Origin of the sequence: Pseudomonas sp. 14P_5.3_Bac1 (genome assembly GCF_025466135.1) — a bacterium.
Taxonomy (GTDB): domain Bacteria; phylum Pseudomonadota; class Gammaproteobacteria; order Pseudomonadales; family Pseudomonadaceae; genus Aquipseudomonas.
Map to the genome: position 1 here is coordinate 1 of NZ_JANLOF010000045.1, position 13,092 is coordinate 13,092.

General features: G+C 62.4%; 15 protein-coding genes. 5 read left to right on the forward strand and 10 right to left on the reverse strand.

Annotated elements, in window-relative coordinates:
• Positions 1–51: 51 nt before the first annotated feature.
• From NTD89_RS10620 to NTD89_RS10645, 6 genes are all read right to left on the reverse strand, one after another.
• The gene (locus NTD89_RS10620) at positions 52–2,493 is read right to left on the reverse strand and encodes a penicillin acylase family protein (protein ID WP_262207496.1); all 2,442 of its coding nucleotides are present in this window, start codon (positions 2,491–2,493) and stop codon (positions 52–54) included.
• A 207-nt stretch (positions 2,494–2,700) separates the two neighbouring features.
• A complete protein-coding gene (locus tag NTD89_RS10625; RefSeq protein ID WP_262207498.1) occupies positions 2,701–3,345 on the reverse strand; it encodes a glutathione S-transferase N-terminal domain-containing protein in 645 nt (214 codons plus the stop codon).
• 93 nt (positions 3,346–3,438) lie between these two features.
• Entirely contained in the window at positions 3,439–4,224 is a 786-nt protein-coding gene (locus NTD89_RS10630) for an ABC transporter ATP-binding protein (protein ID WP_262207500.1), read from the reverse strand.
• A complete protein-coding gene (locus NTD89_RS10635; protein WP_262207501.1) occupies positions 4,221–5,279 on the reverse strand; it encodes a FecCD family ABC transporter permease in 1,059 nt (352 codons plus the stop codon). The genes NTD89_RS10630 and NTD89_RS10635 overlap by 4 nt, the downstream gene beginning before the upstream one ends.
• 155 nt (positions 5,280–5,434) lie before the next feature.
• A complete protein-coding gene (locus tag NTD89_RS10640) occupies positions 5,435–6,550 on the reverse strand; it encodes an ABC transporter substrate-binding protein (protein ID WP_262207502.1) in 1,116 nt (371 codons plus the stop codon).
• 25 nt (positions 6,551–6,575) lie between these two features.
• Positions 6,576–6,734: a hypothetical protein gene (locus tag NTD89_RS10645; RefSeq protein ID WP_262207504.1), complete on the reverse strand. Its 159-nt coding sequence runs from the start codon at positions 6,732–6,734 to the stop codon at positions 6,576–6,578.
• Positions 6,735–6,930: 196 nt separating this feature from the next.
• Here NTD89_RS10645 and NTD89_RS10650 point away from each other — a divergent pair, with 196 nt between their 5' ends.
• Together NTD89_RS10650 and NTD89_RS10655 are read left to right on the forward strand one after the other, a co-directional pair.
• Positions 6,931–7,641 carry a response regulator gene (locus NTD89_RS10650; protein WP_262207506.1) on the forward strand — a complete coding sequence of 237 codons (711 nt, stop codon included), beginning with the start codon at positions 6,931–6,933 and terminating at the stop codon, positions 7,639–7,641.
• A complete protein-coding gene (locus NTD89_RS10655) occupies positions 7,638–9,059 on the forward strand; it encodes an ATP-binding protein (RefSeq protein ID WP_262207508.1) in 1,422 nt (473 codons plus the stop codon). The genes NTD89_RS10650 and NTD89_RS10655 overlap by 4 nt, the downstream gene beginning before the upstream one ends.
• 127 nt (positions 9,060–9,186) lie before the next feature.
• Here NTD89_RS10655 and NTD89_RS10660 read toward each other — a convergent pair whose 3' ends face one another.
• Genes NTD89_RS10660 through NTD89_RS10675 form a run of 4 tightly spaced genes read right to left on the reverse strand, consistent with a single transcriptional unit; the run spans position 9,187 to position 10,867 of the window.
• Entirely contained in the window at positions 9,187–9,396 is a 210-nt protein-coding gene (locus tag NTD89_RS10660; protein ID WP_065890089.1) for an SEC-C metal-binding domain-containing protein, read from the reverse strand.
• Positions 9,393–9,875: an LEA type 2 family protein gene (locus NTD89_RS10665; protein WP_145161943.1), complete on the reverse strand. Its 483-nt coding sequence runs from the start codon at positions 9,873–9,875 to the stop codon at positions 9,393–9,395. The genes NTD89_RS10660 and NTD89_RS10665 overlap by 4 nt, the downstream gene beginning before the upstream one ends.
• Before the next feature lie 21 nt (positions 9,876–9,896).
• Positions 9,897–10,367 (reverse strand): YchJ family protein, encoded by a 471-nt coding sequence (locus NTD89_RS10670; protein WP_145161945.1) that lies wholly within the window; start codon positions 10,365–10,367, stop codon positions 9,897–9,899.
• Positions 10,368–10,369: 2 nt separating this feature from the next.
• A complete protein-coding gene (locus tag NTD89_RS10675; protein ID WP_262207511.1) occupies positions 10,370–10,867 on the reverse strand; it encodes a DUF6231 family protein in 498 nt (165 codons plus the stop codon).
• Positions 10,868–11,057: 190 nt separating this feature from the next.
• Here NTD89_RS10675 and NTD89_RS10680 point away from each other — a divergent pair, with 190 nt between their 5' ends.
• The 3 genes from NTD89_RS10680 (at position 11,058) to NTD89_RS10690 (ending at position 12,958) form a co-directional block, all read left to right on the forward strand.
• Positions 11,058–11,753, forward strand: a complete 696-nt coding sequence (locus NTD89_RS10680) for an OmpA family protein (protein ID WP_145161951.1) — start codon at positions 11,058–11,060, stop codon at positions 11,751–11,753.
• Between the two features lie 160 nt (positions 11,754–11,913).
• Complete coding sequence (locus NTD89_RS10685) at positions 11,914–12,207, forward strand: DUF1145 domain-containing protein (RefSeq protein WP_145161953.1); 294 nt, start codon at positions 11,914–11,916, stop codon at positions 12,205–12,207.
• Positions 12,200–12,958, forward strand: coding sequence for a collagen-like protein (locus tag NTD89_RS10690; protein ID WP_145161956.1), 759 nt, complete (start codon positions 12,200–12,202; stop codon positions 12,956–12,958). Before NTD89_RS10685 ends, NTD89_RS10690 begins: the two co-directional genes overlap by 8 nt.
• Positions 12,959–13,092 lie beyond the last annotated feature (134 nt).

Sequence of the window (13,092 nt, forward strand, 5' to 3'; positions counted from 1 at the left end):
CCCCCCCCCGCTCCCACATTTTTGATCCGGTTTCTTCAGTGAGAAACCGGGTTACTTGCCGGGTGTGAGGGTCAAGCGGGTTTTCCCGTACACCTTGTCAAAGTTCTGCGGCTGCATCGGGAAGCTCAGGTATTGCGCCTTGAGCGACGGGTCGATGCCGTTCGCATAATTCGGGCTGGCCGGGTTGCCGGACTGGCCAATGCCGCCCTGGCCCATCATCGGTTCAATCTGGCCGAAGTCGACAATCATGCGCAGCGCCGGCACCTGGGTGGTGGCGAAGTCCTGGCCCCAGCGGTAGGGCGCCGGGTTCAGGGTGTTGTGGTCGCCGCCGCTGGCGAACGGGCCGCGAATCACCTGGCCGTTGGTGTTTTTCCAGGTGGTGGTGTGCAGCTTGCCCCACTGCCAGGCCTTGTGGTCGGCGCCCAATTGGCTGTCGCCAGCGGTGATCGCGGCGGCCAGGCTGCGGGCCAGGATCGCCGGCTTGTCTTCTTTTTGCGCCGTGCGCACGTCGTCCCAGAACGGGCTGTCTTCGCGGCCCAGCAGGTGGTCGGCGTTGGCGGAGTAGGACAGGTTGGCGTTGCTGATAAAGGCTTTCCAGCTGGCGCTGTTTTCCGGGCCGAGTTCGTCGAGGAAGATCTGCTTGGTGCTTTCCTGCAGGAACAGCTCGTAGATCGCCGCGTCGGCGGACGTTGGCGCCAGTCGGCCATCAAACGCCATCAGGCGATTCAGCGCCTCGCGGGCCTGGTTCGCGTCGGCCGCCGGCAATGCATCAATCGCCTGTTTCAACGGCTGGGCCATGCCCGGTGCCTGGAACATGGTCTTGAGCTTGGCGGCGAAGGGGGTGGTCTGGTCGTACTGCATGGCGATCATGCTGCGGCTGTCATGCTTGCCGGCGTTGGCCAGCTGTGCCAGGCGTTCACTGCGCTCCGGTGCATCCCAGGAGTTGGACAGCTGCATGCCATAACCGCGTGGCGCGGTGCGCTGGTTGGCGGTGCCGATCCAGCCTTGGGCCGGGTCCTGATCGTACGGGTGCAGCATCGCGTCGGCATAGCCGTCCCAGTCAAAGCGCGCGTCCCAGCCCGGCGACGGCAGCAAGCCCTGGCCTTCGCGGCGGTTGGGGAAGCGGCCGGTGACTTGCCAGCCGATGTTGCTGGCGTCGGCGAAGATCATGTTCAGGGCGATGGCGCGGATTTCCCGGGTCGCGTCCGACGCCTTGCCGGCGTTTTGCGCACGGGACAGGTCGAAAAACGCGTCCAGGCTCTTGTCGTCCTTGAAGTCGGCGGTTTGCAGGGCCAGGCCGAAACCGCTGGTCAGCGCCTGGCTGCTGTTGAGCAGGGCGCCGTGGCGAGTTTCGTAGACCACTTCACGCAGTGGCCGCTGGCCTTTGGCGAAGTAGGTTTCGTTGCGCACAGTGGCCGGCAGCCATTTGCCGTTGTTCTCGTAGTACAGCGCGTTGCCTTGGCGTTTGACCTTTTCCAGGAACAGGTCCTGGGTGTCGCCCTTGACCGCGCTCATGCTCCACGCGACTTTGCCGTTGAAGCCGGACAACAGGGTCGGCAGACCGGCAATCGAGGCGCCGACTGCCTGGTATTTGGGCGCACGGATCTGCACGTAGTTCCACGGCGACGGCGCTTGCGGCTGGGCGGCAAGGTCGCTGGCCAGCAGGCTTTTGCCGCTGCGGCTGCGTTGCGGGCCGATGGCCCAGTTGTTGGAGGTGGTGACCGCCAGGGCGTTGAGGCTGTTCAACTGCTGGCCGACGCTTTCCAGGCCCGCAAGGCCGGTGATCTGGCCCAGGTTCACGCCCTTGAGCTTGTCGGCCTCGTCCGCCGGGATTGGCTCATCCGGCGCGCTTGGCGTGAGCCAGGCGAGCTTGTCGACGCCGACTTTCTGCGCCAGCACCAACGAGGAGAGTTCTTCTTGCAGGTTGCTCGATTCGCTGAAATTCAACAGGCAGAACAACAGCGCCGAATCTTCCGGTTTCCAGTACTCGGGCTTGTAGCCGGTCTGGGCCAGGTCCGGCGGCAGCTTGTCGCGGTAGCGGAACAGGTAGGCGTTGACGCCGCGGGCATACACTTCAAAGAAGCGCTTGAGGCGCGGCGACGACGCGTTGTACAGCTCGCCGGCGCTTTTTTTCAGGTTAACCGCGCGCATGAAGCGGTCGACATCCAGCACCTCCGGCCCGGACATTTCCGCCAGACGGCCCTGGGCCAGCAGGCGCAAAGTGACCATCTGCGTGATGCGGTCGCTGGCGTGCACGTAACCGAGGCTGAACAGCGCGTCATGGAAGGTGTTGCTTTCGATCAACGGCATGCCTTGGGCATTGCGGCGTACCGACACATTCTGTGCCAGGCCTTTGATCGGCTGCACGCCGGCAACGGGTGGCAGGGTGTCCTGGGTGCTCTGGAGCTGGCAACCGGCCAGGCTTAATGCACTGGCCACTGCCGCGGCAACGCCGAACCGGGGAAGAAAATGTGAGAGGGCTGGCGAGGCCATGGCAAAGCTCCTGCGGGGGGTAGCGTCATTAAAGGCGCTACGTTAGTGAGCGCGGCGAAACGACGCAAGCAGGAGTTTGGGTTAAGCGTGAGAACTTGAGACGAATAGAGATCAATGTGGGAGTCGGGCTTGCCCGCGATGCAGGCACCGCGGTTTTTCATGTGTACCGAGGTGATGCTATCGCAGGCAAGCCAGCTCCCACAGAGATCAGGCTTTGGGCGGATTCACTTTCTGCACCAGCTCATACGCCCGAACGGTCGCCGGCCGTTCCTTGATGCTGTTGAACCAACGCTGCACGTGGGGGAAATCTTCCAGGCGCTGGCTTTGCCACTTGTGGGAAACAATCCACGGGTAGATCGCCATGTCGGCAATGCTGTAGTCCTCGCCCGCCACGAAGGCGCGGTCCGCCAGGCGCCGGTCCAGCACGCCATACAGGCGCGCGGTTTCATCGACGTAGCGCTTGATCGCGTAGGGGATTTTTTCCGGTGCGAACTGGCTGAAGTGATGATTCTGCCCGGCCATTGGCCCCAGCCCGCCCATTTGCCAGAACAGCCACTGCAATGCCTCCTGGCGACCGCGCAGGTCTTGGGGGAGGAACTGGCCGGTTTTTTCCGCGAGGTACAGCAAGATGGCGCCGGATTCAAACAGTGAAATCGGCGCGCCGCCGTCGCTCGGGCTTTGGTCGACGATGGCCGGGATACGGTTGTTGGGAGCAATCTTCAGGAAGTCTGGTTTGAACTGGTCGCCCTGGCCGATGTTGATCGGGTGCACCTTGTAGGGCAGACCGGCTTCTTCCAGAAACAGTGAAACTTTGTGACCGTTGGGGGTAGTCCAGTAATACAGGTCGATCATGAAGCTCTCCAAATGAGCGAATGCCTGCAGGTATAGGTGATGATCCAAGGGCAATAATTCAATCAAACATTTGCGTCTAACCTTAGAAGCGTTTCACACAGCCCCATCGACCAGCACCTGCAACGACTGCTGCGAGCACCGTTCAATGCGCACCCGCACGCCGTAAACGTCGGCAAACAGCGCCGGGTCAAGCACCTCATCCGCCACGCCACTGGCGTACAAGCGGCCCTGGCGCAGCACGGCAATGTGGTCGGCAAACCGCGCGGCGAGGTTGATGTCGTGCAGCACCACCACGGCGATCAGGTTGTGTTCGCGCACCAGCCCACGCACGCAGTCCATGACCTTCAACTGGTAATTGAGGTCGAGGGCGCTGGTGGGCTCGTCGAGCAACATCACCTGTGGGCGGCGCGCGATGAGTTGGGCGAGGCTGACCAGCTGGCGTTGGCCACCGGACAAAGTGCTTAACAGTTGATCGGCCAGGTGTGCGATGCCGATGCGTTGCAACGCCTCAAACGCTTCACGCAGACAGGCCTCGCTGGACAAGGGAATGCCTTCGACATGGGCCACGCGCAATGCGGCGATCACGCTTTCCATCACACTGAGGCTCAGGCCCGGCGGCAGGTTTTGCGGCATGTACGTGACGCGGCGCGCCCGCTCGGCCACGGACATGGCCGACAGGTCCAGCTCACCCAGCCTGACCACGCCTTGCATCTTTTCCAGCCCGGCCACGGCGCGCAGCAAGGTCGACTTACCGGCGCCATTGGGGCCGATCAGCGCGGTCAGGCTGCCGTGGGGCAGGGTAGGCAAGCTCAGGTCATGCACGATTTGCCGCCGGCCATAACTGACGTTGGCGTTGTGCACCGATAAGCCCTGGTTCATAGCTGCCTCCCGCGCTTGAACACCAGCACCACGAAAATCGGCACGCCCACCAACGCGGTGACGATGCCGACCGGCACGATCACGCCCGGCATGATCAGCTTGCTGGCAATCGACGACAGCGCCAGCAACAACGCGCCGGTCAAGGCGCTGGCGGGCAGCAGGAAGCGTTGGTCTTCACCCACCAGAATCCGCGCGATATGCGGACCGACCAGACCGATAAAACCGATGGTGCCTACAAACGCCACGGCGGTGGCCGACAACAAGCTGATGCGCAGCAACGAGAAAAACCGCAGGCGCTTCACGTCCACGCCAAAGCTTTGCGCGCGGTCTTCGCCCATGCGCAGCAGGGTCAGGCGCGGTGCGGCGGCGAAAGAAAACGGCATCACCACCGCCACGACCAACGCGAGGATGCCGAGCTTGTCCCAGTTGGCCCGGGTTACGCTGCCCAAGGTCCAGAACACCAGTTGCTGCAAGACATCTTCAGTGGCAACCAGTTGCAGCAGGGCCACGACCGCATTGCAACTGAACACCAGCGCGATGCCGAACAACACCAGGCTTTCCACGCCCGCGCCGCGCAGGCGCGACATGGCTTGCAGCAAAAATACCGAGGCCGCCGCGAAGATAAAGGCCGAGATGGAAATCGCCGTGTTGGCCGACACCCACAACGTGGTTACCGGAAACACGATGACCAGCGACGCGCCCAATGCGGCGGCCGACGACACGCCGAGGGTAAACGGGCTGGCCAGTGGGTTATTCAGGATCGCCTGCATCTCAGCCCCGGCCAGCGACAACGCGCAGCCCACCAGCACGGCCGTCAGCGCGTAGGGCAAGCGCACGTTCCAGATGATGACGTGGTCGGTGGCGCCGAGGTGCGAGGGGTGCAGGATGCCGTCGAGCAAAGCCGGCAGGCCCATGCCCGACGGGCCACTGGCCAGGTCCACCAGCATCGCGCAGACCAGCGCGGTGCCCAGCAGCACCAGCAGCCAGGCGCGGCGTGCCAGCAAGCGGCGGTAGCCGTGAGTGGCACTGGCGAGGTCGAGGGTTTGAGTGGTCATTTGGCTCACACACATTTAACAAACGATGAACATCCAGGTGTGGGAGCCGGCTTGCCGGCGATAGCGGTGTATCAGTCGACTGATTCAGTGGCTGACACTCTGCTATCGCCGGCAAGCCAGCTCCCACTGACTGCGTTCCAACAGGGCGATAAGTGTTACTGGGTTTTTGCGTCAATCCAGTAAGCACCCTGCAACGGCATACCCAGGAACTGCTGGTTGATTTGCTCCATGGTCGCCTGCGGGTCAAGCGTGGCGAACAGCTGCGGGTGCACCCACTTGGCCAGCGCTTCGATCGCCAGCAGGTTGTACGGCGAGTTGTAGAAGTCATGCCAGAGGCCGTGGGCATTGCCCTCGCGGATGGCCCGAAGATTGGCGAATTCCGGCCGCGCCAACACCCGATCAAACGCATCACGTGCTTCGTCAGTGCTCACGCCTGCGCCCAGGATCAAGCCCGGCTTGTGGTTGCCGGTGGCCACGTACACGTCCGGATCGGCTTTCAGCGCGTACTCGACGCTGATATCGCCCAGCGCACCCGGCACCACGTCGGCGGCGATATTGCGCCCACCGACCAGCTTGATCACTTCACCCATGCCGCTTTTGCCGGTGGTGTGCCCAGGCGCCTGCCAGGCACCGGCCAGCAGTTCCAGAAACACGCTCGGGCGCGGCCCCGCCGGCAGCGTGGCGACGGCGTCGGTGATGACTTTGATGTGCTGGTCATAGAAGGCCAGGAAGGCGTTGGCCTGGGCTTCACGCCCCAGCGCCTGGCCCAGCGCGATCATGCTGGTGTGGGTGCCTTGCACCGGGTTGATACGGAAATCGACGAACAACACCGGGATGCCCGCCTTGGCCAGCACGTCAGCCACTGCGCTGTGTTCGGTCGGCCCGTGGCCGGAGATGCTGAACACCGCCAAGTCAGGTTTGAGCGAAAGAATTTCCTCGGCGCTGACGCTTTGCTCGGAGGCTTGCCCGATCAACGGGATGTCTTTGACCGTCGCAAACTTCGCCACATAGGCGTTGTAGGTGTGCGGGTCCAGCAGCTTCAAGTCGTTCTGCCAGCCAACGATGCGCTGGAACGGCGCGTCCTTGTCGAGCAAGGCAAATGCCGAAATCAAGCGACCTTCGCCGAGCACCACGCGTTTGACGTCGTCCTTTACCTCGACCTTGCGGCCCAGCACGTCGGTGACTTCATGGGCGGCGGCGGTTTCGGCATGGCCGAGCACCAGCGCGGCGAACAGCACGCCGAGCTTGAGCACGTTACGGGGTTTGAACATGGCGGAGGCTCCTGATGCGGGAAAGTTAGAACTCATAATCGACACTGGCGGTGAGGGTGCGGCCTGCGCCCGGGATGCGCGCATCGGCCCAGGCAGTCGGTGCGACACTGCCGGCAGCGAGAAAGCCGAACATCGGTGCCAGGGTGGTCTGCAGCGTGTGAAGGTGCGGGGTGGACAGTGACATGGCAGTGATCCGAGTCTAAATTACAATTACTCTCATTTAGGTTCGGTAGTCTAAAGAGCGATTCGGCCCGTCATACCCCGGGTTTGTATCGCTGATGCGTGATTATGGTTTCCCACAACATTCCATTACATTTGCGCTTACCACTGGCTGAGCTTTCGGCTATCTCCTGCGTTTTGAGTTTTCGGATTGACTGCCCATGGCAAAGCTTGACCACCTGTTGATCGTTGATGACGACCCGCAAATCCGCCAACTGCTCTGCGAATATTTGAGTGACGCGGGCTTTCAGGTGTCCACCGCCGCCGACGGCAAGGAAATGCGCCGCCGCCTGGCGCTGAACGTGATCGACCTGATCGTGCTCGACCTGATGCTGCCCGGCGAAGACGGCCTGAGCCTGTGCCGCGAGCTGCGGGTCAGCTCGAACACGCCGGTGGTGATGCTCACGGCCAAGGGCTCGTTGATCGATCGCATCGTTGGCCTGGAAATCGGCGCCGACGACTACCTGCCCAAACCCTTCGACCCGCGTGAATTGCTGGTGCGCATCAAGGTGGTGTTGCGCCGGGTACAGAGTTTTCCGGACCGTGCGCGCCTGGATGAGGCGCCGAGCATTCGGTTCGCGGGCTGGCAACTCGACACCCGGGCGCGGCAACTGCTCAGCCCCGAAGGCGTGGTAGTCAGCCTGGGCAATTCGGATTACCGCGTGTTGCGCCTGTTGTTGCAGCACCCGAACCGCCCATTGAGCCGCGACTTTCTGCTCAACCATGTGTTCGACAAGGACAGCACGCCGTTCGACCGCTCCATCGACGTGTGCGTCAGCCGCCTGCGCTCGCAGCTGCCGGCGGGGCTGATCAAGACCGTGCGCAACGAGGGTTACATGCTCACCGCCGATGACGTGGTGCTGGGCGCGTGAGGCTGCTGCCGCGTTCGCTGTTCGGGCGCCTGGTGCTGATTCTGGTCAGCGGCATGCTCGCGGCCCAGGCGCTGACCAGCAGCATCTGGTACGACCGGCGTCATGGCCAGGTGCTGGAAATCCCCGCACGGCTGATCGCCACGCGTTTGGCGGACGTGGTGCGCGTGATGCACAGCGACCCGCAGCAGGCCGACCAGTTGATCCAGCTGCTTGATGCGCCGCACTTTCGGCTGACCTTGAGCGACCAGGCCAGCAACACGCCCAGCACGCTCACCGACAGCGACCGGCCCACCGAACGCCTGATCAAGCAGGTGTTGGCGCAGAAAACCGGCTACGCGCAAACCTTGAGCCTTTTACGCCTGTCGCTGGTCGACGGCCAAGGGCAGACCGCCGGGCTCTCAACCTTGCTCAGTTCCAAGCCGGTGGTCGGGCAGTTTCTGATCGACCTGCGCCTGCCCGATGGGCGCTGGTTGTTGGTCGACGCCAGTGAAGAGCAGGGCTGGACCAGTACCTCACCGCTGGACCTGTGGTTCGATTACGTGATGCGCATCTATTTGCTGCGGGTGCTGGTGCTGGTGGTCATCGCCCTGGTGGCGGTGCGTCTGGCCATCCGCCCGCTGAATGCCCTGGCCAAGGCCGCCGAGGCGCTGGGTCGGGACATCCAGCGCCCACCGTTACCGGTGGATGGTCCGACTGAAGTGCGCCGCGCCGCCCAGGCGTTTAATGCGATGCAGCAACGGCTGATCGCCAATATCGCCGAGCGCACGCGGTTTCTTGCGGCCATTTCCCACGACCTGCGCTCGCCGATCACACGCCTGCGTTTGCGCACGGAAATGCTTGAAGACACGCGCACCCAGGAGCGTTTTCGCAGCGACTTGGAAGAAATGGAACACATGGTGGCCAGCACCCTGGACTTTGTCAGCAGCGGCGAAATCAACGAGACGCGCCAGAACATCGACATCAATGCCTTGCTGCAAAGCCTGCAGGCGGACCTTGAGGACGTGGGCGAAAGCGTGACCATCATTGGCCGGGCGAAGCAGCCGCTGCCGGGGTATGCGCGCAGTCTCAAACGCTGTGTGCAGAACTTGCTGGAAAACGCGGTGCGCTATGGCAGCGAGGTGGTGGTGCAGGTTGAGGATCAAGCGGACAGTTTGAGGATCGTCATCAGTGACCGTGGCCCGGGGATTCCCCAGGAGCAGTTGGAGCAGGTGATGGAACCGTTTTACCGGGTGGAAGGTTCACGCAATGCCGAAACTGGCGGGTATGGGTTGGGGTTGAGCATTGCGCATACGATTGCGCGGGCGCATGAGGGGCGGTTGAGTTTGAGTAATCGGGAAGGCGGCGGGTTGGAAGTGGTGCTGCTGTTGTGGCGAGCGGGCTCGCCCCGCGTTGGGGTGCGAAGCAGCCCCAAAACCTGAGATTGCGTTCTGTTTGAGGAAACGCGTTGATCTTATTGGGGCTGCTGCGCAGCCCAACGCGGGGCAAGCCCGCTCGCCACAATAAGCCGGCTTGCCATAGCAAGCCGGCTTCTGCGGGGGCAGGGCATCAGGCCCCGTGGCACTTCTTGAATTTTTTCTCGCTGCCGCATGGGCAAGGATCGTTGCGGCCGACGTCTTTCAGGGCGTTGCGCACCGGCTCCTGGTGAGCGTGGCCGCAGTTCGGGCCGTGGACATGGCCGTGGTCATGATCATGATGATCATGGTGGTCGTGATCGTGGTTGCAGTCAGGACCATGGACATGGGGTTGCTGAGTCATCGATGTCGCTCCGGAATAAAATCGCCGGGGATTATCTCGCCATTGTGGTTCACCTGCACGTCATTACCGATGAATAATCCGGTTTTCAGCTCGCCTTCCAGGCGATAGGGCACGGGTTTGCTCGGGTTTTTAAGCATCTGTACCACATCGCGTATCTGCGGCCAGAGGTTGGTCCGCACCTTCACCCGGAAAAAAGCATGGCCGCGCGGTGGTACGGTCAGCCATTCGTTGGACTCGCCCTCGGTCAGCACAAAATCGCCCAGGCTGACTTTATAGATCAGGCCGCGCACCGTGAGGTCGGCGTCGTCGCGGTTATCCACGCGAAAGTAGAGCTTGAAGCGCTGCTCGAGCAATTTGGCGCGCACCACTTCAACCTTCACCAGGGAGACATGAGGCGGGGGCGCGCTGTCCTCGAACCAGGACGCGCACCCGGTGAGGCCCAGGGTCAACGCCAGCATCAAGCTGTACATCCGGAGCATGGCGTTTTCCCTGTCAGTTGATTAGAGGTAGCTGGAGCAACACTTCTTGAATTTCTGCCCACTGCCGCACAAACATACATCATTGCGCCCGGCCTTCACCTCCACTGTCGGGTCGATGAAGTACCAGCGCCCCTCATTCTGTACGAAAGAGGACTGCTCGCGGTGGCTGTGTTCCCCGGTGCTGTCATGCCAGCGAGCGGTGAACGTCACGAACGCATGCTCCGGCTGGCCGCCAAACACTTCGGAGCTTTCCACTTCAAGGCCGAGCCAGGTGCTCTGCGCACTCCAGGCGCCGATGGCGGCGCGGTCCAGTCCGGCTTGTTGCGCGGGCAAAGTAGTGGCTACCAGGTAGTCCACCAAACCCAGCACGTAGGCGCTATAGCGCGAGCGCATCAACGCGGTGGCGCAGGGCGCCGGGTGGCCGGCGTGATAATGGCCGCAGCACGCATCCAGCAGATTGCCGCTGCCGCACGGGCAAATGGGTGTACTCATGGTTACCACCAATACTTTCCGAAGTTTTCCGGGTTGGCCCAGAAGCGGGCGTTGAGCCAGTCCGGCACTTGTTTATAGTCAAGCAGATCATAGGTAAACAGCGTCAGAACCTGATCATCACGCTGGAAACGCTCACCGGCTTGCAGCGCCAGAGAGAAAAAATCGGTCTCCTTCCAGCCGCAGGCGTTCAGGTCTGCCAGCACCGCAATGCGACTGGCATTGAGGTTGCGAATGCCGCCGAGCAGCGTCAGGCCTTGCGGTTTTGACAGGTGCTCCAGGCAATCGACCACCAGCGCCAGGTCAAAACGCTGCGCCGCAAGTTCTGCCGGTAACGGCCCGGGCGCGGCAATCGCTACCTGGGTGTCCGGGTGCTCGGCCTCAAAGGCCTCCAGCGCCGGGAACTGGCTGGCACCCAACAACAACAGGCGTTTGGGCTGGTGCAAATCCAGCAAGGCGGCCAGCGCTTGCTGTGGCGTACGGGGAGAAATACCAGCGGTCATCAGAGATCCTCACATCAGGACCCTAGAGACTAGCGCGGCTGAGCGTGCGGGCCTAGAGCGGGCGGCGTGCAAAAGTCCTGCACACAGGGCGATCTCCAATAAACACGGGGGTGCGGCGCAGTGGCGCAGATGAAAAGAGCGGTCTTTACTCCACCCGTCGGCCCCCGCCGATCCCCTCAGGAGAAATCAGATGAGCATCATGCGGACAGCTCTACCCTTGGTTCTGCTAACCGGAGTATTGACAGGTTGCGCAGGTTTGCAAAAAACCGATTGGCCCACCTGTGCAGCCGTCGGTGGTGTGACCGGCGCAGCGATTGGCGCCACTCAAAGTTCGGCATACGCGGGTTATGGCGCGCTGCTGGTCGGCGGCATGGCGGGCGCCTATTGCTGGGTGCACGGTGATGGCGACGAAGATGGCGATGGCGTGCCGGACAGCCGCGACAAGTGCCCGGGCACGCCCAAGGGCGTGCAGGTTGATGTCAACGGCTGCCCACCTGTGCCGGTGGCGGCCGTGGTGGAAGAGGTGGTCGTGGTCAAGGAAGAAACCATCGTGATCCGCGATGTGCACTTTGAGTTCGACTCGGCCAAGCTGACGGCGGCGGACAAAACCAAGCTCGACACCATCGCCACGCGCCTCAAACGTGAAGCCCCGAGCGCGCAGCTGCGGGTCAGCGGGCATACCGACAGCGTCGGCAAAGACGCCTACAACCAGAAACTCTCGGAAAAACGCGCGCACTCGGTCACCGATTACCTGGTGAGCGCGGGCGTGCCGCGCAGCAACTTTGTATCGGTGGTGGGCGCGGGCGAAAGTCAGCCGGTGGCCGATAACAAAACCGCTGACGGTCGAGCCTTGAACCGTCGTGTGGAAATCAAAATCAACCGCTGACGGCCTTTGCCCCTGTGGGAACCACAGGGGCATTGCTGGCGATCCTCGCCGAAACCGCAAGCAAACCGCGCCTTTATCAAGTTTTTTCATCCTTCACTGGCAAATCGCCTGCAGAAGTCGGTACTGTGCGCCCAAAGAATAATAGGCAGGGGCATGCAGGATGAAGGTGTTTTGGGGGCTGGGAAAGTTTTTGACGTTGCTGTTCTGGGTTGTGGTGGTGGTCAATTTATTCCGGCCGCTCGCCAATCCGTTTCACCTGTTGGTCAGTCTGGCCGGCAGTCTGCTGTTGCTTACTCATCTGTTGGAATTGCTGTTGTTCAACAGCAGCCTGAAACACCGTGCCCACCCCTGGCGTGACCGCCTGCAGATTCTGCTGGTGGGGATGTTCCATGTGCGGGGCCTGTCGGCGCCTGCCGTTATTGATGAAGCAAACAAGGAGGCCAATCATGCGTAAGGTTTTTCTGTTGGCCCTGTTGGTCAGCCCCATTGCCCTGGCGCAGAGCGTCAGTGTTGAAACCAACTCGCTGATGCGCCTGCCCAGCAGCACCAACGTTTTGCAGCTCGAACGCCTGGATGTGGCGGATTACGGCACGTTGTTGGTTCCAGCGACGATCAGTCAAGTGACGGTGGATGAGCTGCATTTGGGCCGTGAAGCGCGGATCGCCATCGCCCCCGGCAATACCGCGCTGCAGTTGCAGGTGCGTAATGCGCAACTGGAACATGGCAGCCAGATCACTTCGCGCGGTGCTCCCGGCACCCACGAAAGACCCGCCAAGGCGGGGCGTGACTTGGTCCTGCGCATCAACGCGCTGACCGCTGATGAACTGTCGGTGGACGCCCGTGGCGGCGCCGGCGCCCAAGGCTATGCCGGCCTGGATGGCGCCAATGGCGTGGACCCGGGCTGCACCTGGGGTTCAGCCGGGCGCGGCGCCAATGGCGACAATGGCGGTGATGGCCTGCCAGGCGCAGCGGGCGCGACCGTACGCGTCGAGCTGCCGCAGAGCTTCCCGGCCGAGCAGATCAAGGTCTGGGTGGATGGCGGTGCGGGCGGTTTGGCCGGCACGGCCGGTAAACCGGGCAAAGGTGGGCAATCCAAGGGCTGCCTGGTGTACCGCGCCGATGGTGGCCAGAAGGGCCGGCCAGGGTTGGAAGGGCAACCGGGGCCGGCTGGGCCTGCGGGTGCTGTGACTATCCAAAGGCTCTAACGCATCACTGTGGCGAGCGGGCTTGCCCCGCGTTGGGCTGCGAAGCAGCCCCAATAAGGCCACCGCGTTTTTACAGATGTAATGCGCCGTCTGGTTTCAGGGCTGCTTCGCAGCCCAACGCGGGGGAAGCCCGC